Origin of the sequence: Methylobacterium sp. 275MFSha3.1, from assembly GCF_900108435.1 — a bacterium.
Classification (GTDB): Bacteria; Pseudomonadota; Alphaproteobacteria; order Rhizobiales; family Beijerinckiaceae; genus Methylobacterium.
This window is the reverse complement of record NZ_FNWP01000002.1, coordinates 145,047-171,309: the sequence shown is the minus strand read 5'-3', so window position 1 is coordinate 171,309 and position 26,263 is coordinate 145,047. Positions and strand designations below refer to the sequence as shown.

At 71.8% G+C, this 26,263-nt stretch carries 25 protein-coding genes; 13 read left to right on the top strand and 12 right to left on the bottom strand.

Features of this window, described 5'->3' with window-relative positions; translation table 11 throughout:
* Positions 1-14 precede the first annotated feature (14 nt).
* Entirely contained in the window at positions 15-1,703 is a 1,689-nt protein-coding gene (locus tag BLW78_RS00770) for a glycosyltransferase (RefSeq protein WP_091675727.1), read from the top strand.
* A gap of 262 nt (positions 1,704-1,965) precedes the next feature.
* Here the strand turns inward: BLW78_RS00770 and BLW78_RS00765 are convergent, their stop codons facing one another.
* Genes BLW78_RS00765 through BLW78_RS00735 form a run of 7 tightly spaced genes read right to left on the bottom strand, consistent with a single transcriptional unit; the run spans position 1,966 to position 8,578 of the window.
* Positions 1,966-2,934, bottom strand: a complete 969-nt coding sequence (locus BLW78_RS00765; RefSeq protein WP_091675724.1) for a glycosyltransferase family 2 protein — start codon at positions 2,932-2,934, stop codon at positions 1,966-1,968.
* Positions 2,931-3,731 carry a polysaccharide deacetylase family protein gene (locus tag BLW78_RS00760; RefSeq protein WP_042671162.1) on the bottom strand — a complete coding sequence of 267 codons (801 nt, stop codon included), beginning with the start codon at positions 3,729-3,731 and terminating at the stop codon, positions 2,931-2,933. The genes BLW78_RS00765 and BLW78_RS00760 overlap by 4 nt, the downstream gene beginning before the upstream one ends.
* Complete coding sequence (locus tag BLW78_RS00755; protein WP_091675721.1) at positions 3,728-4,864, bottom strand: DegT/DnrJ/EryC1/StrS family aminotransferase; 1,137 nt, start codon at positions 4,862-4,864, stop codon at positions 3,728-3,730. Before BLW78_RS00755 ends, BLW78_RS00760 begins: the two co-directional genes overlap by 4 nt.
* A complete protein-coding gene (locus BLW78_RS00750) occupies positions 4,861-5,892 on the bottom strand; it encodes an NAD-dependent epimerase/dehydratase family protein (protein ID WP_020091186.1) in 1,032 nt (343 codons plus the stop codon). The genes BLW78_RS00755 and BLW78_RS00750 overlap by 4 nt, the downstream gene beginning before the upstream one ends.
* Positions 5,876-6,991, bottom strand: coding sequence for a DegT/DnrJ/EryC1/StrS family aminotransferase (locus BLW78_RS00745; RefSeq protein ID WP_091675719.1), 1,116 nt, complete (start codon positions 6,989-6,991; stop codon positions 5,876-5,878). Before BLW78_RS00745 ends, BLW78_RS00750 begins: the two co-directional genes overlap by 17 nt.
* The gene (locus BLW78_RS00740; protein ID WP_020091188.1) at positions 6,988-8,016 is read right to left on the bottom strand and encodes a Gfo/Idh/MocA family protein; all 1,029 of its coding nucleotides are present in this window, start codon (positions 8,014-8,016) and stop codon (positions 6,988-6,990) included. Before BLW78_RS00740 ends, BLW78_RS00745 begins: the two co-directional genes overlap by 4 nt.
* A 13-nt stretch (positions 8,017-8,029) precedes the next feature.
* A complete protein-coding gene (locus BLW78_RS00735; protein WP_026604627.1) occupies positions 8,030-8,578 on the bottom strand; it encodes an acyltransferase in 549 nt (182 codons plus the stop codon).
* A 354-nt stretch (positions 8,579-8,932) separates the two neighbouring features.
* Between BLW78_RS00735 and BLW78_RS00730 the strand changes: the two genes are divergently transcribed.
* The 4 genes from BLW78_RS00730 (at position 8,933) to BLW78_RS00715 (ending at position 15,565) form a co-directional block, all read left to right on the top strand.
* Positions 8,933-10,222: a polysaccharide biosynthesis/export family protein gene (locus BLW78_RS00730; RefSeq protein WP_091675716.1), complete on the top strand. Its 1,290-nt coding sequence runs from the start codon at positions 8,933-8,935 to the stop codon at positions 10,220-10,222.
* 98 nt (positions 10,223-10,320) lie between these two features.
* Complete coding sequence (locus tag BLW78_RS00725) at positions 10,321-12,693, top strand: GumC family protein (protein ID WP_091675713.1); 2,373 nt, start codon at positions 10,321-10,323, stop codon at positions 12,691-12,693.
* Positions 12,690-13,952: a glycosyltransferase gene (locus BLW78_RS00720; RefSeq protein WP_091675710.1), complete on the top strand. Its 1,263-nt coding sequence runs from the start codon at positions 12,690-12,692 to the stop codon at positions 13,950-13,952. Before BLW78_RS00725 ends, BLW78_RS00720 begins: the two co-directional genes overlap by 4 nt.
* A 785-nt stretch (positions 13,953-14,737) precedes the next feature.
* Positions 14,738-15,565 (top strand): LuxR C-terminal-related transcriptional regulator, encoded by an 828-nt coding sequence (locus BLW78_RS00715; RefSeq protein ID WP_020091193.1) that lies wholly within the window; start codon positions 14,738-14,740, stop codon positions 15,563-15,565.
* Positions 15,566-15,935: 370 nt separating this feature from the next.
* Here BLW78_RS00715 and BLW78_RS00710 read toward each other — a convergent pair whose 3' ends face one another.
* A complete protein-coding gene (locus tag BLW78_RS00710) occupies positions 15,936-17,321 on the bottom strand; it encodes a UDP-glucose dehydrogenase family protein (RefSeq protein ID WP_091675708.1) in 1,386 nt (461 codons plus the stop codon).
* 406 nt (positions 17,322-17,727) lie between these two features.
* Here BLW78_RS00710 and BLW78_RS00705 point away from each other — a divergent pair, with 406 nt between their 5' ends.
* From BLW78_RS00705 to BLW78_RS00690, 4 genes are all read left to right on the top strand, one after another.
* A complete protein-coding gene (locus BLW78_RS00705) occupies positions 17,728-17,949 on the top strand; it encodes a DUF6894 family protein (protein ID WP_020091195.1) in 222 nt (73 codons plus the stop codon).
* Positions 17,950-18,049: 100 nt separating this feature from the next.
* Positions 18,050-18,277 (top strand): hypothetical protein, encoded by a 228-nt coding sequence (locus BLW78_RS00700; protein ID WP_020091196.1) that lies wholly within the window; start codon positions 18,050-18,052, stop codon positions 18,275-18,277.
* 317 nt (positions 18,278-18,594) lie between these two features.
* Positions 18,595-18,900 carry a hypothetical protein gene (locus BLW78_RS00695; protein WP_020091197.1) on the top strand — a complete coding sequence of 102 codons (306 nt, stop codon included), beginning with the start codon at positions 18,595-18,597 and terminating at the stop codon, positions 18,898-18,900.
* A gap of 172 nt (positions 18,901-19,072) precedes the next feature.
* Positions 19,073-19,375: a hypothetical protein gene (locus BLW78_RS00690; RefSeq protein ID WP_234081760.1), complete on the top strand. Its 303-nt coding sequence runs from the start codon at positions 19,073-19,075 to the stop codon at positions 19,373-19,375.
* A gap of 31 nt (positions 19,376-19,406) precedes the next feature.
* On the opposite strand, the gene BLW78_RS00685 is transcribed toward BLW78_RS00690, so the two are convergent.
* The gene (locus tag BLW78_RS00685; protein ID WP_091675705.1) at positions 19,407-20,432 is read right to left on the bottom strand and encodes a glycosyltransferase family 2 protein; all 1,026 of its coding nucleotides are present in this window, start codon (positions 20,430-20,432) and stop codon (positions 19,407-19,409) included.
* A 206-nt stretch (positions 20,433-20,638) separates the two neighbouring features.
* Here BLW78_RS00685 and BLW78_RS00680 point away from each other — a divergent pair, with 206 nt between their 5' ends.
* Positions 20,639-21,496: a glycoside hydrolase family 16 protein gene (locus BLW78_RS00680; RefSeq protein ID WP_091675703.1), complete on the top strand. Its 858-nt coding sequence runs from the start codon at positions 20,639-20,641 to the stop codon at positions 21,494-21,496.
* 309 nt (positions 21,497-21,805) lie between these two features.
* Here the strand turns inward: BLW78_RS00680 and BLW78_RS00675 are convergent, their stop codons facing one another.
* Positions 21,806-22,036: a hypothetical protein gene (locus BLW78_RS00675; RefSeq protein WP_020091201.1), complete on the bottom strand. Its 231-nt coding sequence runs from the start codon at positions 22,034-22,036 to the stop codon at positions 21,806-21,808.
* A 54-nt stretch (positions 22,037-22,090) separates the two neighbouring features.
* Complete coding sequence (locus tag BLW78_RS00670) at positions 22,091-22,828, bottom strand: sugar transferase (RefSeq protein WP_091675700.1); 738 nt, start codon at positions 22,826-22,828, stop codon at positions 22,091-22,093.
* A gap of 211 nt (positions 22,829-23,039) precedes the next feature.
* Between BLW78_RS00670 and BLW78_RS31225 the strand changes: the two genes are divergently transcribed.
* Together BLW78_RS31225 and BLW78_RS00665 are read left to right on the top strand one after the other, a co-directional pair.
* Positions 23,040-23,192, top strand: a complete 153-nt coding sequence (locus BLW78_RS31225) for a hypothetical protein (RefSeq protein WP_020091203.1) — start codon at positions 23,040-23,042, stop codon at positions 23,190-23,192.
* 174 nt (positions 23,193-23,366) lie between these two features.
* Complete coding sequence (locus tag BLW78_RS00665; protein WP_091675698.1) at positions 23,367-24,443, top strand: acyltransferase family protein; 1,077 nt, start codon at positions 23,367-23,369, stop codon at positions 24,441-24,443.
* Between the two features lie 20 nt (positions 24,444-24,463).
* On the opposite strand, the gene BLW78_RS00660 is transcribed toward BLW78_RS00665, so the two are convergent.
* On the bottom strand, positions 24,464-24,685 hold the full coding sequence (locus BLW78_RS00660) for a DUF6894 family protein (protein ID WP_020091205.1): 222 nt from the start codon (positions 24,683-24,685) through the stop codon (positions 24,464-24,466).
* A 555-nt stretch (positions 24,686-25,240) separates the two neighbouring features.
* On the opposite strand from BLW78_RS00660, the gene BLW78_RS00655 reads away from it, so the two are divergent.
* The gene (locus BLW78_RS00655; protein ID WP_234081757.1) at positions 25,241-26,260 is read left to right on the top strand and encodes a glycosyltransferase family 2 protein; all 1,020 of its coding nucleotides are present in this window, start codon (positions 25,241-25,243) and stop codon (positions 26,258-26,260) included.
* The last annotated feature ends 3 nt before the right edge of the window (positions 26,261-26,263 follow it).

The following is a 26,263-nucleotide window of genomic DNA, read 5'->3' as shown; positions in this document are numbered from 1 at the left end:
GCCCGGAGGGCGTGATGGTCAAAGGCGCGTTTGAACTCGTCCGTGACGGCGACGGGGAGCCCGCGGGCGGGACGGCGTCCCGCGCCGGGCGGATCCGGTCGAACTTCGCGGCCTTCGATGCCCGGGTGCGGCACGCGGAGCGTCTCGCGGCGGCCGGGAACCACGCCGGCGCGGCCGTCGAGACCGCCATCGCGGCGACCCTGGCGGCGCACCGGCACTGCGGCGTGTTCGCGAGCCCGCGCCTCGAACGGTTGATGACCGGGATCGGCCGGACCCTCGACGGCGGCGGGCCGGACGGCGCGCGGGCCGACGGGGCGCCGTACCGGCGCGTCCTCCACGTCTGCACGCAGCTCGCCCCGGTGGGCGGCCTCACCAAGATGCTCGCGCTCTGGATCGGCGCCGACCGCAACCGGGTCAACGGCGTCGCCCTGACCCAGCATCGCGGCCCGGTCGACGGGCGGATCACCGCCGCAGTGCGCGAGAGCGGCGGCGGGATCCACCACCTGAACCACCACAAGGGCGACAAGCTCGCCTGGGCGCGGGAGCTGCGCCAGATCGCGCGCGGCTACGACGTCGTCGTCCTGCACATCCACTGCGAGGACGTGGTCCCGCTGATCGCCTTCGCGGATCCGGCGAAGAGCCCGCCGGTCCTGCTCCTCAACCACGCCGACCACCTGTTCTGGATCGGGACGCGGATCAGCCACGCGGTGATCAACCTGCGCGAGGCCGCGCGCCGGCTCGCCGTCACGCGGCGCGGCGTCGATCCGGCCCGCAGCCTCCTGCTGCCGACCCTGATCACCCTGCCCGAGCGCCAGCGCGCCCGCAGCGCGGCCAAGCAGGCCCTGGGCGTCCCGGAGGACAGCGTCCTCCTGGTCTCGGTGGCCCGGGGGGCCAAGTACCGCAACGTCGGGCCGGTCACCTACGCGGATCGCCACGTCGACCTGCTCGCGGCACATCCGCAGGCCCGGCTCATCGTGGTCGGCCCCGGCGAGCGGGTCGACTGGGAACGGGCCCGGGCCGCCACCGGCGGGCGCATCACGGCCCATCCCGAGCTGTCGGACCCGCGGGTCTTCTTCGAGGCGGCCGACATCTACGTCGATTCCTACCCGTTCGTGTCGTCGACCTCGATGCTGGAGGCCGCCGCCTACGGGCTGCCGCTGGTGACACGGTTCGAGGCGCCCGCGGCGGCGGAGATCGTGGCGATCAACCATCCGGGGCTCGACGTCACGGCCCGGGTCGCCCACGACCAGGCCGCCTACGAGGCCCACCTCACGGCGCTCATCATCGACGCCGCGGCGCGGGACGCCGCGGGCGCCGAGAGCGCCGCCGCGGTCGCCGGCCTCTACGCGCCGGCCGCCTGGCTGGCGGGACTCGACGCGATCTACGCGCAGGCGCTGGCCCTGCCCCGCCTGCTCCCGGAGGCCGGCGCGCCCGGCCCGGCCGAGGCGCCCCATCTCGGCGAGCCCGACCTGCGCCACCAGGACATGTTCGGCTCGGACTTCCCCGTGTCGGAGATGACCAAGAACTACATCGGCATGCTGCCGCTGCGCCAGCGCGTCGCCTCCTGGCTGGCCCTGCGCCGCGCCGGCGACTTCTCCGGCCTCTGGGAGCCGGTGCGGCTTCTCCTCCCGGAATGGCTGGTCCGCAACGTGAAGGATCGGTTCGGCCCGATGCGGCTCCGGGCGCAGATCCCCGGCGCCTGAGGCCGCCCCCGGGCCCGGGTGGCCGCGGATCGGTCACGCCGGACGGCGCGCGCGTCGCGGGAGGCCGGGTCGCCCGCCCGCGCCTCCACAGCCCTCACCGGTCTGCGTGACGAAGGCCCGCGCGCCGCCGCAGGGGCGGCGGAGCCGCCAGGACCGCGTGGAATCCTGGGCGGCCCGCCGAACACCACAGGGACAGCGCGAGCGCGCTCCGCGGCGCGGGCCCTGGGAGGGTCCGCGCCGCGGAGCGACAGCCTTGTCGGCCTCAGCGCGTCTTCGGCTCGGCGGTCAGCGGCCGGGCGGCCGGCCCGGTGGCCAGGGCCAGCAGGGCCGCGCGCACGCGCGTCGGCCGGAACGCCTGCCGGATCGCCCGGTGCGGCATCAGGCGGAATGCCGTGAGGAACGCTCCCGCGGCGGCGCGGCGGTCGCCGCGGGCCATGTGGGCCTCGGTGGCGTCCAACAGGGCGTCGTAGTAGCCCTGCACGGTCCCGAAATAGAGCCGCAGGGCCGCGAGCCGCGAGACGCCGAGCGCCGGCGCGTGGCGTCGGAAGACCAGGCGGGTGAAGTGGATCCGGCGGGCGATCAGGCGGTCGAAGGTCCCTGCCGGCCGCTGCCGGAAATGCACGCAGGGCGCGGCGACGAAGCCGACGCCGTGGCCGCGGACGGCACGCAGCTGCCAGTCCCAGTCCTGATCGCCGAGCAGGGCTTCGTCGAACAGGCCGATCGCGTCCACGACGGTCCGGCGCACCACCGTCGCCCCGATCTGCGGGAAGTAGCCGCTCAGCATGCGGCGCAGCAGCGCGCCCTTGTCGGTCGGAAGTTCCGGCGGCCAGGGGCCGTAGGTCGGCACGAGGTCGTGGTCGGCGGTGACGATCTGCCCGAACACGACCCCGAGTTCCGGATCGGCCTCGAACAGGCGCAGATGCTCCCGGATGTGCGCCGGCTGCCAGACGTCGTCGTCGTCGAGGAACGCCACGTAGGGCGCGCTCGCCCGGGTCAGGCCGGCATTGCGGGCCGCGCCGGCGCCGGGCCGGTCGACGGGGACGTGGATCGCGCCGAACGCGGCGGCGACCTCGGCGGCGGGGCCCGCCGCGCCGTTGTCGCCGACGATGATCTCGAAGACGAGGTCGGGGCCTTCCAGCGCGCGGATGCTCGCCAGGGCCTCGCGCAGGAAGGCGGGCCGGTTGCAGGTGGGCACCACGACGGAGACGCGGCGCTGCGCGGGTCGGTTCATACCCACTCCTCCCAGGCGTCGTAGGCGCCTCGGAGCAGGGCACCGAAGACCAGATCGTTGTCGAACTGCGTGACGAAGCTGCGCGCCACGGTTCCGGCGGGACGGGTCTCCACCGCCTGCGCGTAGACGATCCGGTAGCCCGCCTCCCGGGCCGCGTGGGCGGCCGCCCGCGTCCAGTTCGCCGACTGCCCCAGGGGGATCGCGAAGGAGTCGGGCAGGACGCCGAGGCGGGCCCCGATGGCGCGCCGGGATTCCTCCAGCTCCTCGGCCGCCTCTTCCGCGCTGAGGCGCCCGAAATCCGGGTGGGTCACGGAATGGCTGCCGATCTCGACCCCGTTGGCCGCGAGCGCCTCGATGGCGCGCCAGCCCAGGATGCCCGGCGGCGCGCTCTCGGGCCGGTCGAGCCAGCCCGACACGATGAACAGGGTCCAGGGGATCCCGAGATCGCTGAGGACCGGCGCCGCCCCGCTGAGGACGCTGCGCCAGCCGTCGTCGAAGGTGATGGCGAGATCCCGCGCGCCGCCGCGCCCGTCGGCGATCGTGGCCGCCGGCACGAAGCGGTAGCCGAGGCTGAGGGCGCGCTCGAGCTGGTGGCGGAAGCGCGCGGGAGAGACGTCGTTGACGCCGCATTCCGACTGGCCGACCGAGTGGTAGCAGAGGATGCGGCCGCCCGGCGCCGGGCGCCGGATCCGGGCGAGGGCGAGCGTCGTGCGCTCGCAGGCCATCCGGGCGGCGGCGACGCGCGGGCGCGTCAGGCCGACCGTCCGGGCGAGGCTCTTGACCGGTGCGGGGATCATCGCAGGGCGTCGCGCAGGCCGTCGACGACCTGGTCCTGCTCCGCCTCCGTCATCGCCGCGTAGAGCGGCAGCAGGATCGCGTGGTCGCGCGCCCGCTCGGATTCGGGCAGCGCGAACCGCCGCGGCGCCTCCGCGTAGGGCGGCTCCAGATGCGCGCACATGATGCCCCGGCGGGTGGCGATGCCCCGGTCGAGCATCGCCTGCATGACCGCCTGCTGGTCCGCGTCGTCCGGGAGGCGGACGCAGTAGCTCTGCCAGTTGCTGCGCAGCCCCATCGGCTCGGGCGGCGGCGTCACCCCGGGGAGATCGGCGAGCCGCGCGCGGTAGCCGTCGGCGAGGTTGCGGCGCCGGGCGATCAGGTCGGGCAGCCGCTTCAGCTGCTCCCGGCCGATGGCCGCCTGCACGTCCGTCATCCGGTAGTTGAAGCCCGCGATGGAGTACGCCTCGACCACCACCTTGGCGCTGCCGTGGCGGGCGATGTCGGAGACGCTCATCCCGTGCTGGCGCAGCAGCCGGAAGGTCCGGTCCCACGCGGCGTTGGCGGTGGTGATCATGCCGCCGTCGCCGGTGGTCAGCACCTTGCGCGGGTGGAACGAGAAGCAGGCGATGTCGCCCGCCGGGCTGCCGATCGGCCGCCAGACGTCGCCCTGGAGCCGCTCGGAGCCGATGGCGCAGGCGGCGTCCTCGATCACCGGGATGCCGGAGCGGCGCCCGATCGCGGCGATCGCCTCCAGGTCGCAGGGCATGCCCATCTGGTGGACGCAGACGATCGCCTTCGTCTTCTCGGTGATCGCCGCCGCGGCGGCGTCCGGGGCCATGTTGTAGGTCGCCGGGTCGATGTCGACGAAGATCGGCGTCGCCCCGCACTGGGCGATGGCGTTGGCGGTGGCGATGAAGCTGTGGCTCACCGTCACCACCTCGTCGCCGGGGCCGACCCCGACGGCGAGCAGGGCGAGATGCAGCGCGGTCGTGCAGTTCGAGACCGCGCAGGCGTGGGGCGCGCCGACGATCGCGGCGAACTCCGTCTCGAAGGCCGCGACCTGCGGCCCCTGGGTCAGCCATCCGGAGCGGACGACGGCGGCGGCGGCCTCGGCCTCGGGGGCGCCGACTTCGGGCTTGGCGATCGGGATCATGCGAGCGCCCGCCGCAGGTGTTCCGAGCGGGACTCGTCCTGCCACCAGGCGACGAGGTCGGCGAGGCCCTCGGCCGCCCCGATCTTCGCCTCGAAGCCGATCAGCTCCTTGGCGAGGCTCGTGTCGCAGAGGCGCCGGGGCACCGGGTTCACGGCCCGCTCGGCCTCGTGGACCAGCGGCGTGCCGTCCCGGCCCATGATCCGGGTGAGGTGGCCGGCGAGGTCGACCAGCGAGGTCTCGACGCCGGTGCCGACGTTGAGCACCACGTCGGTGGCGGGCGAGATCGCCGACAGGATGTTGGCCCGGGCGATGTCGCGGACATGGACGAGGTCCATGGTCTGCAGGCCGTCGCCGAACACGATCGGCGACTGGCCCTCGGCCAGGCGCTGCATCCAGCGGACCATGACCTCGGTGTAGCGGCCGGTCAGGTCCATCCGCGGGCCGTAGGCGTTGAAGTACCGGAGCGCCACGTAGTCGAGCCCGTGCATGTCGTTGAACGAGCGCAGGAGGCCCTCGCCGAAGGACTTGGCGGCGCCGTACAGGGTCCGGTTGTCGTAGGGGTGGTGCTTCTCGGTCGTCGGGAAGACCTCCGCCATCCCGTAGACCGAGGCCGAGGAGGCCATCACGACCTTGGCGACGCCGGCCTCGACGCAGCTCTCCAGCAGGTTGAAGGTCGCGGCGGCCATCACCTCGAAGGCGTGGCGGGGCTCCGCGGCGCACTGCGTGATCCGGAGGGCCGCCTGGTGAAACACCACGTCGGTGCCCTTGACCAGCGTATCCATCAGGGCGCGGTCGCGGATGTCGCCCTGGACGAGGCGGACGCGGCCGGAGCCGAGGGCGTCCCCGAGGTTCTCGGGGCGGCCGCGGATCATGTTGTCGATGGCCACGATCTCGTCGCAGCCGGCCTCGACCAGCAGGTCGATGATGTGGGAGCCGATGAAGCCCGATCCGCCCGTGACCAGGATCCGGGTCCCGCGCAGGTCGCCGCTGAACCGGCTTCCCTTGGTGACCTCACGCAGCTTGGGCATCGGCGACCTCGCAGTAGCTGGCGACGGCCCGGCAGACGGTGTCGATCTGCGCGGACGTCATCTCGGGGAACATCGGGAGGGACAGGGTCCGGGCGGCCAGCCGCTCGGTGACCGGCAGGCGGCCGGCACCGTCGTCGAGGTGGCTGTAAGCGGGCTGCCGGTGGACCGGGACGGGGTAGTGGATGCCGGTGGCGATACCGGCCGCGTTGAGGTACTGGCGCAGCCCCTCGCGGTCCGCCGTCGACACGGCGTAGACATGGAACACGTGGTCGAGGCCGGCGGGGGCCGGAAGCTCCAGGCCGAGGCCCGCGAGCCGCGCCCCGTACTCCGCCGCCGCCGCCTGGCGGGTGCGGGTCCAGCCCTCCAGGTGCGGGAGCTTGACCCCCAGCACCGCGCCCTGGACGCCGTCCATGCGCAGGTTGAAGCCGTGGCGGACGTGGTTGTACTTGCCCTGCTGGCCCCAGTCGCGCAGGCAGCGGGCCGCCTCGGCGAGGTCGTCCCGGTCCGTGACGATGGCGCCGCCCTCGCCGTAGGCCCCGAGATTCTTGCCGGGATAGAAGCTGAAGCAGCCGAGATCCCCGATCGTGCCGGCCTTGCGGCCGCCGCGCTCGGCGAGATGCGCCTGGGCGGCGTCCTCGACGAGGGCGATCCCGTGGCGCCGGGCGATGGCGCCGAGCGCGTCGAGATCGGCCATCCGGCCGTGCAGGTGCACCGGCAGGATCGCCTTGGTGCGGGGCGTGATCGCCGCCTCGACCAGGGCCGGGTCCATGGTCCAGTCGACCGGGTCGATGTCGACGAGGACCGGGGTGGCGCCGGCGTACAGCACCGCCGCCACCGTCGCCACGAAGGTCGACGAGACCGTGATCACCTCGTCGCCCGGACCGATGTCGAGGGCGAGGAGGGCGAGGTGCAGGGCCGCGGTGCCGCTGCTGACGGCGACCGCGTGGCGGGCGCCGCAGGCTTCGGCGAAGGCCGCCTCGAAGGCGCTGACCGCCGGGCCGAGGACGAAGTCGCCGCTGCGCAGGACGTTGAGGACCGCGGTCTCGACGTCGCCGCCGATCGCCGCGTACTGCGCCTTGAGGTCGAGGAAGGGGATCACGAGGCCCTCGCAAGTGGCATGAGGTCGATGGGGGTGCCGTTCTGTCGCAGGGAGCGCATGGCGGCTTCGAGCATCTCGACGACGCGCAGGCCGCTGTGGCCGTCGGTCATGGGCGCGGTGCCGTTCTCGATGGAGTCTGCGAAGTGCTCAATCTCGACGATCAGCGCCTCGCGGAAGGACAAGTGCGGCGACCACATGTCGCCGGTCCGGTAGGAGACCATCAGCTCGGTGATGTCGTCCGAGCCGCCGCCGACGGTGACGCCGCGGTCGTAGACCTTGACCTTCTCGATCGGGTCGAGGTCGTTGTAGACGATCATCTTCTTGCTGCCGCCGATCAGCGTCTGCCGCACCTTCACGGGCGCGAGCCAGTTGACGTTGATCTGCGCGACGACGCCGCGCGGGTAGAAGACGGTCAGGTGGGCCATGTTCTCGGGGCGGCCGCTGAAATGGCCGGTGCCGCTCGCCGAGATCGCCACCGGGGCGAGGTCCAGGATGTGGTCGAGGATGGCGAGGTCGTGGACCGCCAGGTCCCAGATCACGTTCACGTCGCGCTGGAACAGGCCGAGGTTCACCCGGGTCGAGTCGTAGTAGAACACGTCGCCGATGGCGTCGGTCGTGATGAGTTCGTGGATCTTCTCGACCGCGCCCGTGTAGACGAAGGTGTGGTCCACCATCAGCCGCAGGTTGCGCTTGGCCGCCTCCTCGATCAGCAGCCGGGCCTCGAAGGCCGAGGGCGTGATCGGCTTCTCGATGAAGACGTGCTTGCCGGCCCGCAGCGCGTTGATGGCGATCTCGAAGTGCGAGCTCACCGGCGTCGCCACCATGACGGCGTCGATCGCGGGATCGGCCACGAGGTCGCGCCAGTCCTGATGGAGCTGGACGGCGGGGTAGCGCTTGCCGGCCCGGCCGAGCGCGGCGGGCGACTGGTCGGCGATGGCCACCAGCTGGCAGCGCTCGCTCTCCGAGGTGCACCGGGCGAGGTTCGGCCCCCAGTAGCCGTATCCGACGATACCGATCGAGATCATGACTGCATTCCCCTCAAGCAACCTGCAGAGGCTCGGCCGGCTCGGGCCGCGGCGACTGGACGGAACGGGCGCGCGCGGCGCTCTCGGCGCGCTTGGTGCGGGTGTCGCCGACGACCCGCGCGGGGCATCCGGCGACGATGGCGAAGGCCGGGACGTCCCGGGTGACGACGGCACCGGCGCCGACCAGGGCGCCCTCGCCGATGGTGATCCCCGCCACGATGGTGGCGTTGGAGCCGATGGAGGCGCGGGCCTCGACCACGGTCTCGACGAGCTCCCACTCGCCGTCCCGCTTCAGGCTCCCGTCCGCGTTGGTGGCTTCCGGGTAGAGCTCGTTGGTGAAGACCACGCCGTGGCCGACGAACACCTCGGCCCCGATCGAGACGCCCGCGCAGATGAAGCTGTGCGAGGAGATCTTGCAGCGCGGGCCGATCCGGCTGCCGCGCTGGATCTCCACGAAGGGGCCGATGCGCGAACCGCTTTCGATTCGACATCCATAAATATTGACTAGATCCGGGTAGAAGATCCCCACATCCGCCCCAATATCTGCATCGGTAATCGGCATACCCGCCGCTCCTTCCGCCGAACTTCTGTGCGTCAAAACTGCACAGAGCTGCGGACGGCCGGGAACCCAGGCTTTCGATGCGGTTCGTCCGTCGAAAGGCGAACGGCGCCCGTCCGGTGTGACCCCTCCCCGGCCCGGCGCACCGTTCGGGCCAGGGGGCCTACGTCGAAAGGCGAAGCCCCCGCCCCGGCAAGGATGCCCGCGCCCGCCATTTGGAGGAGTCCCGGCTGGCTCGGCCGTTACGCATCATGCCGTCTCAGCCCTCATGAGCCCGTGAGGCCGGCGCGGTCCTGCCGCTCGACCGCCGCGCCCGGGTTCCGAGGGCGAGCCTTAAGGGGACGATGCGTGTCGAAGATGTCGACGAAGACCGCGGGAAGACGCGCAACCACCCGCGCCGGCCGCGCCGGCCTCGCGGCGTGCCTGCTCGCCCTGTCGGCGCTGCCGGCGGCCGCGGAGTACCGCATCGGGCCCGGCGACACGATCGAGGTCACGGCCCTCAGCATCCCGACCTTCAAGCAGGAGGCGACGGTCTCCACCGACGGCACCGTCATGGTCCCGCTGCTCGGGGACGTGCCGGCCGCCGGGCTCACCGTCGCGGAGCTGCGCCAGAGCCTGCAGAAGTCGCTGCCCGCCAAGGCGGTGCGGCAGCGCAACTCCGAGGGCAAGGAATCGATCGCGGTGCTCGAGCCCGACGAGATCGGGGTGCGGATCTCGAAGTACCAGCCGGTCTACCTGAGCGGCGACGTGACCAAGCAGGGCGAGCACCCGTTCCATCCGGGCATGACCGTGCGGCAGGCCATCGCCCTGGCGGGCGGCTACAACCTCCTGCGGTTCAGGATGGAGAACCCCGTCGTCGAGACGGCGAACCTGCGCGCCGAGTACGACAGCACGTGGGCGAGCATCCAGCGGGAATCCGCCACGATCTGGCGCCTGAAGGCGGTCGTCGCCGCGTCGCGGGGCGACAAGTCCCCGCCGCCGGCGGACGTCGCCCCGGGCAGCCGCGCGACCCCGGCGCAGAAGCTCGCCGAGCAGCAGCTCCGGGTGCAGATGACCGACATCGCCAAGGAGAAGGACCATCTGCAGCGCTCCCTCAACCGGACGCAGACGCAGTTCACCAGCCTCAGCGATCAGCAGGTCAAGGAGAAGGAGGGCGTCACCGCCGACGCCGAGGATTACGACACCGTGCGGGCGCTCTTCCAGCGCGGCGCCGTGGTCACGACCCGGCTGACCGACGCGCGGCGCGCCGTCCTGCTCTCCTCGACCCGCGCGCTGCAGACGACGGTCCAGCTCACCCAGCTCGAGCGCGACAAGAGCGACGTCGCCCGCAAGCTCGAGCGGGTCGACGACGTGCAGGCCATGGACGCCCTGGAGAAGCTCCAGGTCGCGGAGAACAACCTGGCGACGTACCGGTCGCGCCTGAACAGCATCAACGACAAGCTGGTCTATACCGGCGCCCTCCGGGCGCAGCTCCTGTCCGGAAGCCGCGCGCAGGCGGCGATCGCGGTCTTCCGGCAGAGCGGACCGGCCAAGACGCAGATCGACGCCGCCGAGGACACGGAGCTCCTTCCGGGCGACGTCGTGGAGATCGCGCTCAAGCCGGATCCCGCCATGCGGGGCGTCGGCGACGGGGCCGGCCAGAACTGACCCACCCGCCCCGGCTCGACGCGCCCATCGGGCCGAGCCGGCGTCCCCTTTGACGGATAGCGCCCCGAGGCGGTGACCGCCGCGGTGAGGAGAGATCCATGAACCGACACTCGACCAGCGCGTCCTTCCTGCCGATCGGTGCGACCCGCCCCGGTGGGACCGGAGCCTGGCGCGGCCAGCCCTTCTCGCCCGAGACGGAGTCCCAGGTCTCGATCCTGACCATCGCGCGGCAGAACTGGCGGTCGATCCTGGCCTTCGCCGCCGTCGGGCTGGTCTGCGCCGGGATCTACGTCGCGACGGCGCCGGCCATCTTCACGGCCCGGGCCCGCGTCTACATCGAGAGCCGCTCCAGCCCGGTGACGGCCCGCGACACGCCCAATGCCGGGACGCCGCTCGAGATCGCCGAGGTCGAGAGCCAGGTCGAGTACATCCGCTCGGAGAAGATCGCGCTCGCCGCCGTGCACCGGCTCGACGAGTCGGCCCTGAAGGATCTGGCGGCGCCGACGCACCCGCTCGTCGCGAAGGTCCGGGAGTTCGTGAAGGCCGCCAAGGCGCTGCCCCTCCGGCTGATCGGGGCCGAGCGGCCGGTCCAGGAACCCGCCCCCGTCAGCCCGGACCTGCGCCAGGCACGGACGCTGCGCGAGAACGTCGAGGCCAGCCGCATCGGCGCCGCCTACGTGATCGAGGTCGGCTACAGCGCGGACAATCCCGCCACGGCGGCCGCCGTCGCGAACGCGGTGGCCGGGGCCTATGTCAGCACCGAGCTGGAGAACCGGGCCCAGGTCTGGAAGGTCGCCGGCGAGTGGATGCTGCCGCGCCTGAAGGAACTCCAGCAGCGCGCCAGCCAGGCCTCGCGCGAGGCCCAGACCTACAAGGCCGAGCACACCATCATCGACCTGGGCAAGCGCGGCCTCGTGGGCGAGCAGCAGGTCGAGGAGCTCAACACCGCGGTGGCCGCAGCCCGGTCCAAGACCGTCGACGCCCGCGCGGTGCGCGATCAGATCCGCGGGCTCCTCGATTCCGACATCGCCGATCCGGGGATCACCGAGGCGTTCAAGGACAGCGTCATCATCCAGCTGCGCCGGCAGTACGTCGACCTCGTGCAGCGCGCCGACGACCTGAAGCGCCGACTCGGCCCCGACCACGAGGCGGTCCAGGCGATCCAGCGGGACATCCTGGCGGCCAAGCAGTCGCTGCGCACCGAGCTCGAGCGCCTCGCCGTGTCCCTCGACCACGATTACGAGGTCGCCAAGGCGCGCGAGGACAGCATGACGGCGGCCTTCGACGCGCTGATCTCGAAGACGCTGATCATGAGCAACGCCCGCGTCAAGGCGCGGGAGCTCGACCGCACCGCCGAGACCTACGACCAGATCTACACCAACCTGCTCCAGCGCTACATCGACGCCGTCAACCAGCAATCCTATCCGCAGCCCTCCGCCCACGTGATCACGCCCGCGACCGTGCCGGAATCCCCGAGCGCGCCTCGCGGCAGCCTGATCATGCTGCTCGGCCTCCTGGTCGGCACCGGGTTCGGCGTGAGCGGCGCCTTCGCGCGGCACTGGTTCGACCGGACGATCCGCACGCCCCGGCAGCTGACCGGACACGGCCTGACCTGCCTCGCCGCCCTCCCCGAGCTGCGGCGCGAGCCCGGCTTCCGGGCGGCGCTGGCCCTGGCGCAGGCCCACGCCAACGAGGCGCAGCGTCCGGCCAGCATCGAGGCGTTCCGGGCGAGCGCCGTGCGGTTCATGCCGCAATCGGTGTTCGTCGAGCGCCTGCACAGCCTCAAGGCGCACGTCCTGGGCAGCGACCGTCGCGGCCCGGTCTTCGCGATCGGCGTCACCTCCGTGGGGGCCGGCGCGGGCAAGACCCTGTTCGCGAGCAATCTCGGCCAGCTCCTCGCCCGCGCCCGCGCGAGCTCCGGGCGGGTGCTGATGATCGACGCCGACGTCCGGCAGGGGACGCTCTCGCGGCTCAGCCAGGCCACCGAGCAGCGCGGCCTCCTCGACGTGCTCGCCGGCCGCTGCGGCGCCACCGAGGCGGTCCGCCCCCAGCCCGGCGAGGTCCGCCTGCTCGCCTGCGGCAACCGCCACCCGAACGATCCCCATTTCAGCGATCTGATGACCCCGGAGGGCGTCGCCGCGGTGCTGGGGGACGGACGCCCCGCCCTCGACCGCCCCGCCCTCGACCGCGTCGTCGTCGACCTGCCCCCGGTGGACGAGCTCCCCACGCTCCGGCCGCTCCTCGACACGCTCGACGGCCTGATCATCGTGGTGGAGGCGGGCCGGACCAGCATCGACGACGTCGCCACCGCCGTGCACGATCTCGAGTCGAGCGGCAGCACCGTCCTGGGCGTCGTGCTCAACAAGACCAACGACGGCCAGACGGTCCGGCGCGGCGGACTCCGCGGCGCGCTGAGCCGCTGGACCGCGGCCCGGCGCAGCGCCCGCGGCGCGACCCAGGCAGCCTCGTGACCGGCCCGCGCGCCGAAGGCCTCGACCGGGTGGCGGCCTTCGCGCCGGCCCGGGCCGCCCCGACCCCGGCCTTCGCGGTTTCCGCGACGGCCTCCGTCACGGCCTCCGAGACCCCGCGCGGTCGCCGCGTCGCCTTCTTCGGGCACGACCGGGCCGAGCCCACGGTCCGGAAGCGGGTCGACGCCATCCGGGACGCCGGGTGGTCGGTCATCGTGTACGCCTTCGAGCGGGACCGCCCCGGCGCGGTGCCGGCCGAGGCCCCGGTGGCCGACGACATCGTCCCCCTCGGCCTGACCGTCGACCGCAACTACGCCCGCCGCCTGCCGCGCCTCGCCGTCGGCATCGCCCGGGCGCTGCGCCGCCGGCGCGACCTGCGCGCGGCGGACGTGATCTACGTGCGCAACCTCGACATGGCCCTCGTGGCCTGGACCGCGGCGCGCCTCGCCGGGAGCCGCGCGCGCCTCGTCTACGAGGTGCTCGACATCCAGCGGCTGATGGTGCGGCCGGACGCGCCGGGACGGATCGCCCGCGCGGTCGAGCGCTGGATCCTCGGCCGCAGCGACCTCCTCGTCGTCAGTGCCCCGGATTTCATCGACCGGTACTTCCGGCCGGTCCAGGGCTTCGCCGGCGCGTGGCACCTCCTCGAGAACAAGGTCATGGGCCACCGCCTCGGCGAGGTGACGACCCGGCTCGACCGCACCCGGACGGCGGAACCGCCCTGGGTGATCGGCTGGTTCGGGACGCTGCGCTGCCGCCGGAGCCTGACGATCCTCGCCGCCATCGCGGACGCCCTCGGCGACTCGGTGCGGATCGTTCTGGCCGGGCGCCTCTCCGAGGAGGACATCGCCCCGCGCGCCCTGGCGGACACGCTTGACGGCCGGCCGAACATGTCGTTCCGCGGCCCCTACGCCAATCCCCGCGACCTTCCGGAGATCTACAGCGGGATCCACTTCAGTTGGGCCGTCGATTACCTCGATGATGGACTGAATTCGGACTGGCTACTGCCGAACCGGCTCTACGAGGGCGGCCTGTGCGGCGCCCTGACGCTGGCGCGCGCCGCGACGGCGACCGGACGCTACGCGGTGTCGGAGCGCCTGGGCTGGGCGTTTCCCGAGCCGCTCGCCGATTCGGTGACGGCGTTCCTGCGGACGCTCACGCCGGAGGCCTACGCGGAGCGACATGCCGGCCTGCTCGGCCGCGACCTCAGCACGTTCGTCGATGTCGGCGGCATGCGCGATCTCCTGGTCCGGCTGGACTAGAGCCGTGCCCGATCGCGTTGCAATCGGGCACGGCTCTAAACCTTTGTCTCGACGCGCTCTCTCACGCCGAACCGGTATCCACTTCGGCGGAGAGCGCTCTCGATCGCCGCCGCGGCGATTCCGGATCCCGACAGGGATCCGCCAGTGATTCGCCCGTCGCGTCGGACGGCGCGCGGGGCGGCCTCTCCTTCCGCGCAGCGTGCCGTTTGGTACAGCGCCGCACCGACGAAATCAGTACTCGGACCCCAACAGGGTAAACAACCGAGTACGCATGTTGCCTTTTAGCCTCAGTCAGGTACAGCGGGCCCTCATCCCTCGAATACTCGCGTCACGAATACCTACATCGCACCGAGATCATTGAATTGCCCTCGAAGTCCCACCGATACGACCACGCAACAAGTAGTTCCGAATAAGACAAAGTTTCGATATTCTTAAAACCGACATCTGAGCGACTACATTCGAAAAGATCTTGAATCGGACCATCACAGACGGCGAATGATCTTGCGAATGCATCTCTCCACCAGCACCGTCGTGCGCAATCAAACAAATCACTATGTACGTACGTAGTGCGCGATGATTGTATTTAGCCCTGCAATTTAAGGGTTAAGATTCAAATAGGGTATTTACAGACGATTTTACGAAAGCTAGCATTGTATCCGTGGTCATCGGCAATCGCCCCAAGGCGACCGGCGCCACCGCGTATCTCAGTGTCACGCCGTCGGCGAGCGCATTGGGTATCCCGTCATCGCTGACATTCGGCTTCCTTCGAAAGGAGGTAATTTTCTATGGCCAGTCTTGGTACTCGAGACGCGCTCACCCTCGTTGAGCGGGACACGGCCGAAAGCCGCCGCGGCTTTTCGGGTGCACATGCCGGTGACAACCCGGTCGTCGTCGAGCAACGGGACCAGTCCCGGGGCCGCGCGAGCCGCATCGTCATCATCGATCGACGCCAGCTCGTCGGCCGATGCCTCGCCGCCTCGCTCAGCGAGGCCGACCGGCAGACGTCGTTCGAAGTCTTCGCGGACATCGAATCGTGGAAGCGGCAGACGCCGTTCGTCGCCGCGAGCGTGGTCGTTCTCTGCCGGCCCGACGGCAACCTGACCGAGACCGAATGGACCGAGATCACGCGGGAACTGGCGTTCCTGCAGGGCGAGGCCGGTGCTCCGCCGGTGGCCGTCATCTCGGACGGCGAGAACCTCGACCAGATCGTGCGGATCATCAAGCTCGGCGTCAAAGGCTACATCCCGACGACGACCTCCGTGGACATCGCCCTGCAGGCGCTCCAGCTCGTGCAGGCCGGCGGCGTCTACATCCCGGCCGAATGCCTCCTCCCCCTGCTGGCCAACATCAAGGTGGACGAGCCGGTCGAGGCCGGGGACGACGACATCTTCTCGCCGCGGCAGCTCTGCGTGGCGCGGGCGCTCCGGAAGGGGACGCCGAACAAGATCATCGCGTACGAACTCAACATGTGCGAGAGCACCGTGAAGGTTCACGTCCGCAACATCATGAAGAAGCTCAAGGCCAAGAACCGGACCGAGGTCGCCTACCTGACCAACAAGTACTTCCTCCGGGAAGATTCCAGCCTGGCGAGCGTGAAGGCCCCGGCGGCCTGATCGCTCGGGCGCCGGCCCCGCCGCGGCGGGGCCGCCCTGGCAGAAATTCGGTCCGGCGCGGCCGGACGGAGCTTCGGGGTCTCCTCGTGGATCGCCTGCCCGGGCGGCCCGCGAGGGGACCCGTTTCGCGTCGGACCGCCCCGCCAAGCGGTCGGCGGATCGGCGCGGCGCCACCGGCCCGGTCCCGACGCCGCGGATCGGCCTCCCCGTCCTCTCGCCGCCACGCGCCGGCGCGGTCCCCGCGGCCGGAGCGGCCGCGCGCCGGGTCGCCCGTACGGGGGATCGTCCAGCGGATCGGCGGGGCTTCCGTCCGCCGCCCTCATCGGCGCCGGGCGACGACGGGCCCGCGTTCCGCGGGCCCGGCCGCGCCTCACGCGGTCCCGGCGACGGCGTCGGCGGGGGGCAGAGCCGGCGGGATCTCGGACTCGTCGCCGGGCTGGTCACCGGGTTCGTCAGGGCGGCCCACGCTGCTGTAGGCGAAGCCGTGCGCCCGGACGTCGGCGGCCCGGTAGACGTTGCGGAGATCCACGAGGACCGGTCGCTGCATCGCCGCCCGCAGCCGGTCGAGGTCGAGGGCCCGGAACGCGTCCCACTCGGTGACGAGGACCAGAGCGTCTGCGCCCTCGGCACAGTGGTAGGCGTCCTCCGCGAAGGCGACGCCGGGCAGGAGCGGGCGCGCCTGCTCCATGCCCTCGGGATCGTAGGCGCGGATTACGGCGCCGGCGTCCTGCAGGCCCGCCACGATCGCCAGCGCGGGCGCGTCGCGCATGTCGTCGGTGTTCGGCTTGAAGGTCAGGCCGAGGAGGGCGATCGTCTTGCCGCGCACCGACCCGCCGCAGGCCTTGATCACCTTGCGCGCCATCGCGCGCTTGCGCTGGTCGTTGACCGCCACCACCGTCTCGACCAGCCGCAGCGGCGTGCCCGCATCCTGCGCGGTCTTGACCAGGGCCAGCGTGTCCTTGGGGAAGCACGAGCCGCCGTAGCCCGGCCCGGCATGCAGGAACTTCGACCCGATCCGGTTGTCCAGGCCGATGCCGCGCGCCACCGCCTGCACGTCCGCGCCCACCGCCTCGCACAGGTCCGCCACCTCGTTGATGAACGTGATCTTCGCCGCCAGGAACGCGTTCGCCGCGTACTTGGTCAGCTCGGCCGTCCGGCGGCTCATCGCGACGATCGGCGCGGCGTTGAGGTAGAGCGGGCGGTAGATCTGCTCCATGACCGCCACGGCCCGCGGCTCGTCGGTGCCGACGACGATGCGGTCGGGGCGCTTGAAGTCGGCGATGGCCGCGCCCTCGCGCAGGAACTCGGGGTTCGAGACGACCGCGAACTGCGCCTCGGGGTTGGTCTCGCGGATGATGCGCTCGACCTCGTCGCCGGTGCCCACCGGCACGGTCGACTTGGTCACCACCACCGTGAAGCCGCGCAGCGCGCGCGCGATGCTGCGGGCGGCCGCGTAGACGTAGCTCAGGTCGGCGAAGCCGTCGCCGCGGCGGGAGGGCGTGCCCACCGCGATGAAGACCGCGTCGGCCTGACCGACCGCCGCCTCCAGGTCGGTGATGAAGGACAGGCGGTCCTGGCGGACGTTCTCGGCGACCAGGGCCTCGAGGCCCGGCTCGTAGATCGGCATCCGGCCGGCATTCAGCGCGTCGATCCGGCCGCGATTGCTGTCGACGCACACGACCGTGTGGCCGAAATCCGCAAAGCACGCGCCAGAGACCAGACCGACATAGCCCGACCCGACCATCGTGATGTTCATGGAATCCTCGCCGCGATCGCACCGACGCTCGGGTCTACGGCGGCCCGACAGGGCCACCAACATCATATCTTAGGCGTACGCGGCTCGGCCGATCGGGCGTAGCGGCGACGATTCGGCCCGACCGGCCCGACCCCGCCGCGGCCCGTCCCGAACCGGCAGCCGGGCCGCCCCGAACCGCGCCTTACATCGCCATCCGGCCATGGCGGCGGCCGGGCGGCTACGCCATTCGGCTGATCCGGCGGCGCCGGTCGACGTTCGCGCGAATATTTTCCCGGCGCATCACCCGAATTGTCAAAGACAGGCTGCTTTTTCCCGACCGCTTTGTCCGGGAGCGCGAACGGCTAAGATGCTAACACCGGTCTATAGAACTGAACTCCCCGAAGAGTTCCGGCGGAGGAGAACCCTGTTGGCGGCGCGTTTCTACTTCGAGATCGCAAATGCCGAGGAGACGATCCACGACCACGTGGGGGTCGAGGCCGCTGGCCTCGAGGAAGCCCTGATCGAGGCGCGTAGCGTGATCGCCGAGATGGCCGACGAGATTACGGGAAACGGCCGGGAGCCGCCCTGGACCCTCCTCGTGCGCAACGAGGAGGGCTGGCTGGTCGGCCGCCTGCCCATCCGGAAGTGACGGCCCGCGCCGCTCGGACGGCGCGGGGGTGCGGCCATTAAGATATCGTTAACGGATCGTCCGGAGGATCGGCTGAGCCCTCGAACCGTGGCCAGCCGGAATGCCCCTCTCCCAGAACGTCCCGCACGCCGCCCGCCAGGCGGACGCGATGGCTGCCCAGATGGCGCTGGCCGCCCACGCGCTGCGGATGCGCGGCGATGTCGGGACCGCCGAGTCGCTCCTCGCGATGGCGCGACACAACCGGATCCTCGCGCTCAAGCTGCGGATCGCGCAGGATCTGGCGCCGGGCCAAGACCGCGCCGAGCGCCGGGCTACCGCCGGCCGTTAACGCCGCGCGCGATCGGCCCGGGACGGTCACGGAGCCCGCGCCGCGCGCGACGGGACGCGTCTCACCACCCGAGCCGGGCTAACCCGGGCCGGCCTGCCGGCGGTCCGTCCATCACTGTGGCGAGGATCGCTGGCAGGCGCGGCGCCCGCGCGCGTCGTGTCGGCGCTCCGACCGGGCACCGACCGCCCCGCCGAGGACCGGCCCACGGTCGACGGGAATCAATGCAGAATCCACATCACCGATCATCGGCGCGGTTGGCGCCGAATAAAGTCCGTGATAGTGTAAATAACTAACATCCGACAGGAAATTCAGTCGTCGTGTCGCCCCCGGACGCCGGACATTCTGAGGTCAGCACGACCCTGGCGCTGGACATGGTGGGGCGCGCCTACCTGGCCCTGGCGCTCCTCTACGAGACGGCCCATCCGGGAGAGTTCGTCGACGTCCAGCAGAAGATCCGCGCGTTCGTCGAGGACAATTTCCGCATCATCCAGGAGACGAGCCGCGACGAGAGCCTGACAACCGGTACAGTTGACGGCGCCCTTCACCTTGTGAACAGCGTTTTGGTCGAGGTCGAGACCAAGATCGCCACAATGATCCGGCCGACGCGGCAGCTCCGCGGCTAGACGAGACCTTGAATTGCCCCCCGCTATTCAGCGACTGTTGCAGTCGAGCCATGGCGCGCGGATAAACGGCCCCGCGCCATAGGGGATCGAAGATTGCAATGGCTCCCGACGTCGACAGTCTTAAGTGGGCATGTTACCCGGCGGACGGGGCAGCAATAAATTATCAAGCACGATGATGGGCAACGATGATTGCGATCGGGGGGCGCGCAGCGCGGATGTCGCGCTCGAGGTTCTCGTCCGAGCCTATCACGCTCTCGCGGTCGTCTACGAGTTGTCCAGTCCCGGTGCCTACACGGCGCTCCACGGCAAGATGATGCCCTACCTGCTGGACGGCTTCCGTCACGGCACGGCGCCGGACGCCGTCGATCCGGACCTGGACGCGACGGTCTCGACGGCCCTGGAGCGGGTCCGCAGCGCGCTGGACGAGGTCCGGTCCGACGTGGCGGCCGTGCGGGCGCGCAGGGAGGAGCGCTGACGCGCCGCTGTCGGCCCGGCCCGGCGCCGGCTCAGCGCGCCGGCTCGAGGCGGCGCTCCGGTCCGAGGAGCAGGCGCGGACCGGTCTCCCGCTCCGGCACGGACGCGGGCACGAGGCGCGCGAGCTTGTCCGCCAGGGTCACCGACAGGATGTGGCGCCACGCCAGGGGCGTGCCGAGCAGCTCCCGCAGGGCCGCCGCGTAGCCCTGGGCGCGCCGCCGGTCGAGGACGCGCCGGTGCTGCCAGCGCCGCGCCGTGGCGGCGCGGTGGGCCCGGAGGGCCACCCGCGCCTCCGGGGCGAGACCCGGCCGGCCCAGCATGGCGTCGTCGAAGGCCAGCATCGCCCCGAGGTCGTCCGTCCGGTGCTGCGCGCTCAGCGAGTTCGACCGCTCGACCGCGACGTAGCCGCAGGGCGCGGTCACGGCGAACACCGCCCCGGCCGCCAGCGCCTCGACGTAGAGGGCGTAATCCTCCCCGAGCCGCAGGCGCGCGTCGTAGCGCAGCCCCTGCCGGTCCAGGAAACCCCGCCGCATGATCGGCTTCAGGAAGCCGAGCTCGCGCCGGCTCGCGCCGGGACGGGGGATGTTGCCGCTCACGAAGGCCGCGAGGGTGAGCCGCTGCGGCCGCCCGGGCCCGGTGACGAGGCCGGCGGCGGAGGCCGCCTCGCGGCCGCGGACCATGACGATGTCGTCGGCGATCAGATCCCAGGTCCGGGGCGCGGAGAGGAGCCGGCCGAGCCGGCCCTCGAGGAAGTAGTCGTCGGCGTCGAGGATGCAGAGCAGCGGGGCGCGGGCGGCCGCGATGGCGCGGTTCCGGGCCTCGGCGGGTCCGACATTCTCGGTGAGCCGGATAATCCGCAGGCGGCCGGTACCGTCGTCGGCCGCCGCGGCGGCCGCGCCGGTCGGGTCCGCGGAGGCGTCGTCCACCACGATGACCTCGGCGACCTCCGGCTGCCGGAGCGCCGAGGCGACGGCGGTCGCGATCGTGTCCGCGGCGTCCCGGGCCGCGATGATGACGCAGACCTCCGGGACGGGGGACGAGGCCTCTAAGCTGCGCACCGGACGACTCCGCGACTCTCCGGCCGGTCCGCGCCGCGGCCGGTCCGCCGGCACGGTAGGGCGATCCCGGCACGGCGCGCGAGATCGTCCGAAAGGAGGGGGCCGGCCCCGGGCCGGATCGTCCGAATGATCCCCGGCCGGAGCCGCCCCCGCCGCTACGATGCGCGCCGCCGCGATCCTGCGGCGACTGGTTTGAGGACGTGCGCATGACGATCTGGTCCGGCCCGGGCCGCCGCCTCTGCGTGGCGGCGACGCTTCTCCTGCAGGCCTATCCCGCGAGCGCGGGCGAGACCGCCGCGCCGCCGGCCGCGGCCCAGGCCGCCTCTCCCGCCGCGGCCCAGGCTGCCCAGGGCGGCGCATCCTTCGTGGAGCTGTTCAGCACCCTGAACGAACGCCGCTGGTACGTCTCGGACGGCTGGGTCAACGGCGACTGGCAGGGCTGCACGTGGTCGAAGCACCGCGCCCGGATCGCGACGCCCGGCGAACTCTCGCTGTCCCTGACGGACATCACCTACAAGGAGCGCCCCTTCAGCTGCGCCGAGATCCAGACCCGCGAGCGCTACGGCTACGGCACCTACGAGGTCCGGATGCGGGCCGGTACCGGGTCCGGCATGGTCTCGGCGTTCTTCACCTATAACGGCCCCGACAACGGCGACCGGCGGACGAACGACGAGATCGACTTCGAGTGGCTCGGCAAGGACACGAGCAAGGTCCAGCTCAACTACTTCGTCGGCGGCGTCGGCGAGCACGTCAGCCTCGACGCCCTCGGCTTCGACGCCGCGACCACCACCGCGGACTACGCCTTCGAGTGGCTGCCCGACCGCCTGCGCTGGTACGTCAACGGACGCCTGCTGCGCGAGGTCGTCGGCACGCCCGACCGGCCGCTTCCCTCCCATCCGAGCAAGATCATGCTCAGCGTCTGGTCAGGACAGGGCCCGGACTTCGCGTCGTGGCTCGGACCGACGGAGTATTCGGGACAGCCGGTCACCGCGCTGTTCGAGCGGGTCGCGTTCACCCGGATGGGCGATCCGTGCGGCTTTAAGGAATCGATCGTCTGCCGCTAGCCGCACCGGCGGGCGGACGCCGCACCGGCGACCGCCCCGGGCATCGGACCACACATGACACCGCGCCGGGCACCGGGCCCTGGAACCGGACCCGACACCGGGCCGGGCTAAATCTTAACGTCTCCGCGGCAGGCTGGGCCCTCGAACGCGCCCGGAGCCACGCGATGCATTGGTCGAGCCTCGTCATCGCCGCGTACGCCGCCGGCTTCGTGGAGTTCTGGCGGCTCTGCCTTCAGGCGCCGGCCGCCGAGGAGGATCCGGCCTGACGTGTCCGCTTCGCCGCGCCGGGCCGCACCGGGCCCGGACGGCTCACCGCTCGTTGGCGATGGGCCGCAGCAGGGCGCCGAGCAGGAAGGCCAGCTGCCCGCAGACCAGCAGCGCCGTCCCGCGCCGCAGGCACGCGCCGGCGCTCAGGTTGTAGACGAGGAGGCCGTAGCCGACCTCGGCCGCGACGATCGGGACGAAGACCAGCAGCCGCCAGACCGAGCCGAAGCGGCCCAGCATCACGCCCAGCAGGGCGTTGAGCATCATGCCCTTCATCGGCGCGCTCCGCGGCGGGCGCGGCGGGCGCGGCGCGGCCGCCCGGTCATGGCCCTAGCGGCTGCCGCGCTGGCTCAGCACGGCCGGAACCGTCTTGAGCAGGATGGCGAGGTCGCGGCGAAGGCTCCACTGGCTGGCATAGGCGCAATCGAGGGCGACGCGCTCGGCGTAGCCCGTGTCGCTGCGCCCGGAGACCTGCCAGAGGCCGGTCAGGCCCGGCGGAACGGAGAAGCAGGCGGTGAAGTCGGCGCCGTAGCGCACGACCTCGGCCTGGACGATCGGCCGCGGCCCCACGAGGCTCATCTCGCCGCGCAGCACGTTCCAGAGCTGCGGCAGCTCGTCGAGGGACGTCTTGCGCAGGACATGGCCCAGCGCCGTGACGCGGGGATCGTGGGTGAGCTTGAAGGACGCCTCCCACTCCGCCCGGGCCTCGGGATTCTCGGCGAAATGCCGCGCCAGCACCGCGTCGCCGTCCGCGACCATGGACCGGAACTTCAGGCATCCGAAGGGGCGCCCGTGCCGGCCGAGGCGCTTGTGTCGGAAGATCGGCGACCGGCCGTCGCTGCCCCAGATCAGCAGGGCGATGAACAGCAGCAGGGGCAGAAGCAGGAAGAGCGCCGTCAGCGCGATGGTCGCGTCGAGGAGGCGCTTCATCGCCCAGCTCACCCGGAGGCCGGGGCCGGCCTGCCGCGGGGCCGGCAATGTCTTGACCAACGCCTCGTTCAGCGTCTCGACCATATCCTGCGGCGTCGACGACTCGATCGGCGTCGGGGTCCCAGCCGGGCGCAACATGTCGGCTCCTTGACTCGGGGTGAGACGGGATCGGAACTTGCGGAGCGACGTGCGCAGCCGGCCGGTTCGGCCAGCCTCGCCGCAGCCGGCTTCGGCGGCGCTCGGCCGGTCCGAAGGGGCGTCGATCGCAGGCGGAACCCCTGCGACAACACTGGGCCCACGACCGGTTCGGCAACAAGACGGCCGCCGATCCATCAATGGAGGTAAGGCGTTGCTGGTCGTGCTGGTGTTCGCTGCACTGATTGGAGGAGCGATCGGTTTCGCGGTTGTTCTACCGAAGGGGTTCCTGCTCGCGCTGCTGGCTGCCCAGGCCGGGGCGGCCGTCGCCGTCGGCCTCGTCGTCCTGCTCATCCGCCGCCGCTGACGGCCCTACCGGGCGGCGGGACCGCTTTCGGGGAGGTCCCGTCCGCCGATCGAGGTAAGGGCCCCCGCGCGGGGGCCGGTCTAAACCGGGCTGCCCGGCCCTCCCGGCCGGACCCGGCCGCGCGGGCGCGTTCTGCCCCGGCGCGGCGCGGTCGATCACCGGACAGGACGCGCCGTGGCCCCTTCAGAGCGCCGCATCAACGGGTTCGACGGCCTGCGGGCCCTGGCGTTCCTGATGGTCTTCGTCAGCCACAAGGCGCCGAGCCCGAGGACCGAGGCCCTCGGCACGGCCGGCGTGTGGCTGTTCTTCGTCCTGAGCGGCTTCCTGATCGTCCGGATCCTCGCCGCGGCCCGCACGGCCGTGGAGGTGGGCGCGTCGACCCCGCTCGGCAGCCTCGGGCTGTTCTACCGGAATCGCGTCGCCCGGATCGTGCCGGTCTACTACGTCTTCCTGTTCGTGCTCTACACGGTCCGGCCCGGCGACCCGGCCAGTCTCGGCAACGACGCGTTCAAGCTCGCGACGTGGTTCTACGTCACCAACATCTACATCGCGCTGAACGGCTGGGGCACCGAGCTCGGCCATCTCTGGAGCCTCGCGGTCGAGCAGCAATTCTACCTGCTGTTCGCGCCGGCGGCCCTGTTCCTGCCGCGGCGCCACCTCGGCACGCTGTGCTGGCTCCTGGTCGGGATAAGCGTCCTGGCGCACGGTGCCCTGTGGCGGGCGGGCGCCGCGCCGCGGTGCTTCGACGTCGACACCCTGGCCAATGTCGGACTGATCGCGCTGGGCGGCCTCGCCGGCCTGCGCACCCGTCCGCTCCCGGCCTGGCTCGCCCGCGACGCCGCCCTGGCCGGCGTGCTGGCCCTGTTCGTGGCCCTGCCGCTCCTGATCGCGCCGACCGGCTGGTGGCTCGTTCTCGGCCGCCTCAGCGGCGTCCTGGCGGCGCTGCTGCTGCTGCAGGTGGTCGAGGCGCGGGAGGGCCGCGCGGTCGCCCTCCTGGAGATCCCGTGGCTGCGCCGGATCGGCGTGATCAGCTACGCCGCCTACCTGTTCCACGTGCCGCTCCACGCGGAGCGCGTGCTGGCCCTCGTCGGCCTCGACGTCGCCGGACCGCGCTCGGTCTCCATGGCGCTCGACCTGATGCTGACGCTGCTGCTGGCCGAACTGTCGTGGCGGCTCCTGGAGCGGCCCGCACGCCGGCTGCTGCGGGCCCCGCGCCGGCGGGTCGGCGCCTCCGCGCTGGTCGGCCCGTAATCCGCTCGCGCGTCCCCGGCTCAGCCCTTGATCGGCACCCGGCCGACCTCCGCGCCGGTGGCGTCGCGCACGACGAGCGTCCACGCGCCGGCCGGTCCCGCGACCTCCAGTTCACCCGCCATTTCGTCGATCACGCTGCGGGCCTCCGCGAGCGCCTCGGCCAAGTCCGCGGCTTCCACGCCCTGCGCGTCGCGGATCGTCTCCTCGCCGTTCTCGATGTCGAAATAGAAGCGACTGGGCACTCATCTCCTCCCTGATTTCCGCCCTCGGGAGGGCCCTCGGATACTACCTACGTAGTTCGCCCACGTCCGACAATGCTCAGTAGGAGACATAAACCTTAACAAACATCAAAACTGTTTTCGTTGGTTGCGTTGCAATAATGTCGAGATTCCAGCCAAATAATCCATTATAGGTATCGCCGATCACCCTTGCGGCCGCTTCGGCGATGGCGGCGCGCGGTGACGGGCCTCAGGGGCGTTCGACATGGCAGCCTCCGGCGATTCGAGCCTCAAAAAAGATTCTCCTGCCTCGGCGGAGAGAAAACAAAAATTGCGCGCCCACGTCCGGACGATTCTGGCGAAGGGCCTCAGCGTCCGGAATTCCCGCCCCGCGGGCGACACAGCCCCCGACACGCACTGACCTGTTCCGGCCGTCGGGGCCATCCCCCGCAATGGGAGGGGATGGCGGCCGCCCTACGCCCTTTGAGCGTCGTGCGCGCCGATCGCTTCCGGCCAAAGTCGGGGGCGGTCTCGGAGGCCGCGCCCGGCGGCCCAGGAAGCGCGATGGCGGATCAACTCTTGTCCGATGCTCGGGGCACCTTCGTGGACGTCTCGTTCATCATGGCCGCGCACGATGCGGCGCCCTGGATCGAGACGGCCATCCGCTCCGCCCTCGCCCAGACCGGCGTCGCCGTGGAGGTGGTGGCGGTCGATGACGGCTCGCGGGACGGGACCGCCTCCGTGCTGGCGCGCCTGGCGGAAGCCGATCCGCGGGTCCGCGTCATTCCTCTCGCCGATGCCGGACCGGGCACGCCCCGGGGCCCGTCGAGCGCCCGGAACGCGGCGCTGAACGCCGCCCGGGGCCGGTGGATCGCGATCCTCGACGCCGACGACCTGATCCTGCCCGACCGCACCCGGACCCTGCTCGATCTCGCGCTCGCGGCGGATGCCGACATCGTCGCCGACAACCCGATCCCGTTCACCGACATGTTCGACCCGCAGGGGCCGGGGATGCTGGAGGGGGGCCGGGAGCCGTACCTGTTCGAGATCGACCTCGCCAAGTACATCGCCAGCAACCAGCTGCTCAGCCGGGTGACCAAGCTCGGCTACCTCAAGCCCATGATGCGCGCCGAGATCCTGCGCCGGCACGGCATCCGGTACGACGAGGGCGTCCGGATCGGGGAGGATTTCCTGCTGTGCCTGGAAGCTCTCGCGGCCGGGGCGCGGTTCGTGGTCACCACCTACGCGGGCTACGGCTACCGGCGCGGACCCACCTCGCTGTCGCACCGGCTGCGCCAGGCCGACATCGCGCGCCTCGACGCGGCCTTCGCGGCCCGGGCCGAGCACGGCCGCCTCGCCGAGGCGCGGTCGCGCTCCGCCGAGATCCGCCACGGCAGCCGCGCCTACCGCGACGGCCTCGCGGTGACGCGGCTGATCGCCCAGGTCATCGAGGCGGCCCAGGCCGGCCGCTGGCGCGCGGGCGCGACCCTGGCGCTCCGGCATCCCCGGATCTGGCGGTTCCTGGCCGCGACGCTGCTGGCGGCGGCGGGCAAGCGCCTGCGGCCGCGGCCGCACGCCCACCCGATCGGACAGAGGTAAGAC

Excerpts from the sequence above, each read along its gene's own strand:
- BLW78_RS00710 (WP_091675708.1), bottom strand. The coding sequence starts at position 17,321 with ATGAACATCACGATGGTCGGGTCGGGCTATGTCGGTCTGGTCTCTGGC.
- BLW78_RS00670 (WP_091675700.1), bottom strand. The coding sequence starts at position 22,828 with ATGTTGCGCCCGGCTGGGACCCCGACGCCGATCGAGTCGTCGACGCCG.
- BLW78_RS00770 (WP_091675727.1), top strand. The coding sequence starts at position 15 with ATGGTCAAAGGCGCGTTTGAACTCGTCCGTGACGGCGACGGGGAGCCC.
- BLW78_RS00730 (WP_091675716.1), top strand. The coding sequence starts at position 8,933 with ATGTCGACGAAGACCGCGGGAAGACGCGCAACCACCCGCGCCGGCCGC.
- BLW78_RS00755 (WP_091675721.1), bottom strand. The coding sequence starts at position 4,864 with ATGATCCCGATCGCCAAGCCCGAAGTCGGCGCCCCCGAGGCCGAGGCC.
- BLW78_RS00715 (WP_020091193.1), top strand. The coding sequence starts at position 14,738 with ATGGCCAGTCTTGGTACTCGAGACGCGCTCACCCTCGTTGAGCGGGAC.
- BLW78_RS00765 (WP_091675724.1), bottom strand. The coding sequence starts at position 2,934 with ATGAACCGACCCGCGCAGCGCCGCGTCTCCGTCGTGGTGCCCACCTGC.
- BLW78_RS00680 (WP_091675703.1), top strand. The coding sequence starts at position 20,639 with ATGACGATCTGGTCCGGCCCGGGCCGCCGCCTCTGCGTGGCGGCGACG.
- BLW78_RS00760 (WP_042671162.1), bottom strand. The coding sequence starts at position 3,731 with ATGATCCCCGCACCGGTCAAGAGCCTCGCCCGGACGGTCGGCCTGACG.
- BLW78_RS00675 (WP_020091201.1), bottom strand. The coding sequence starts at position 22,036 with ATGAAGGGCATGATGCTCAACGCCCTGCTGGGCGTGATGCTGGGCCGC.
- BLW78_RS00690 (WP_234081760.1), top strand. The coding sequence starts at position 19,073 with ATGATGGGCAACGATGATTGCGATCGGGGGGCGCGCAGCGCGGATGTC.
- BLW78_RS00735 (WP_026604627.1), bottom strand. The coding sequence starts at position 8,578 with ATGCCGATTACCGATGCAGATATTGGGGCGGATGTGGGGATCTTCTAC.
- BLW78_RS00750 (WP_020091186.1), bottom strand. The coding sequence starts at position 5,892 with ATGCCCAAGCTGCGTGAGGTCACCAAGGGAAGCCGGTTCAGCGGCGAC.
- BLW78_RS00700 (WP_020091196.1), top strand. The coding sequence starts at position 18,050 with ATGCCCCTCTCCCAGAACGTCCCGCACGCCGCCCGCCAGGCGGACGCG.
- BLW78_RS00740 (WP_020091188.1), bottom strand. The coding sequence starts at position 8,016 with ATGATCTCGATCGGTATCGTCGGATACGGCTACTGGGGGCCGAACCTC.
- BLW78_RS00725 (WP_091675713.1), top strand. The coding sequence starts at position 10,321 with ATGAACCGACACTCGACCAGCGCGTCCTTCCTGCCGATCGGTGCGACC.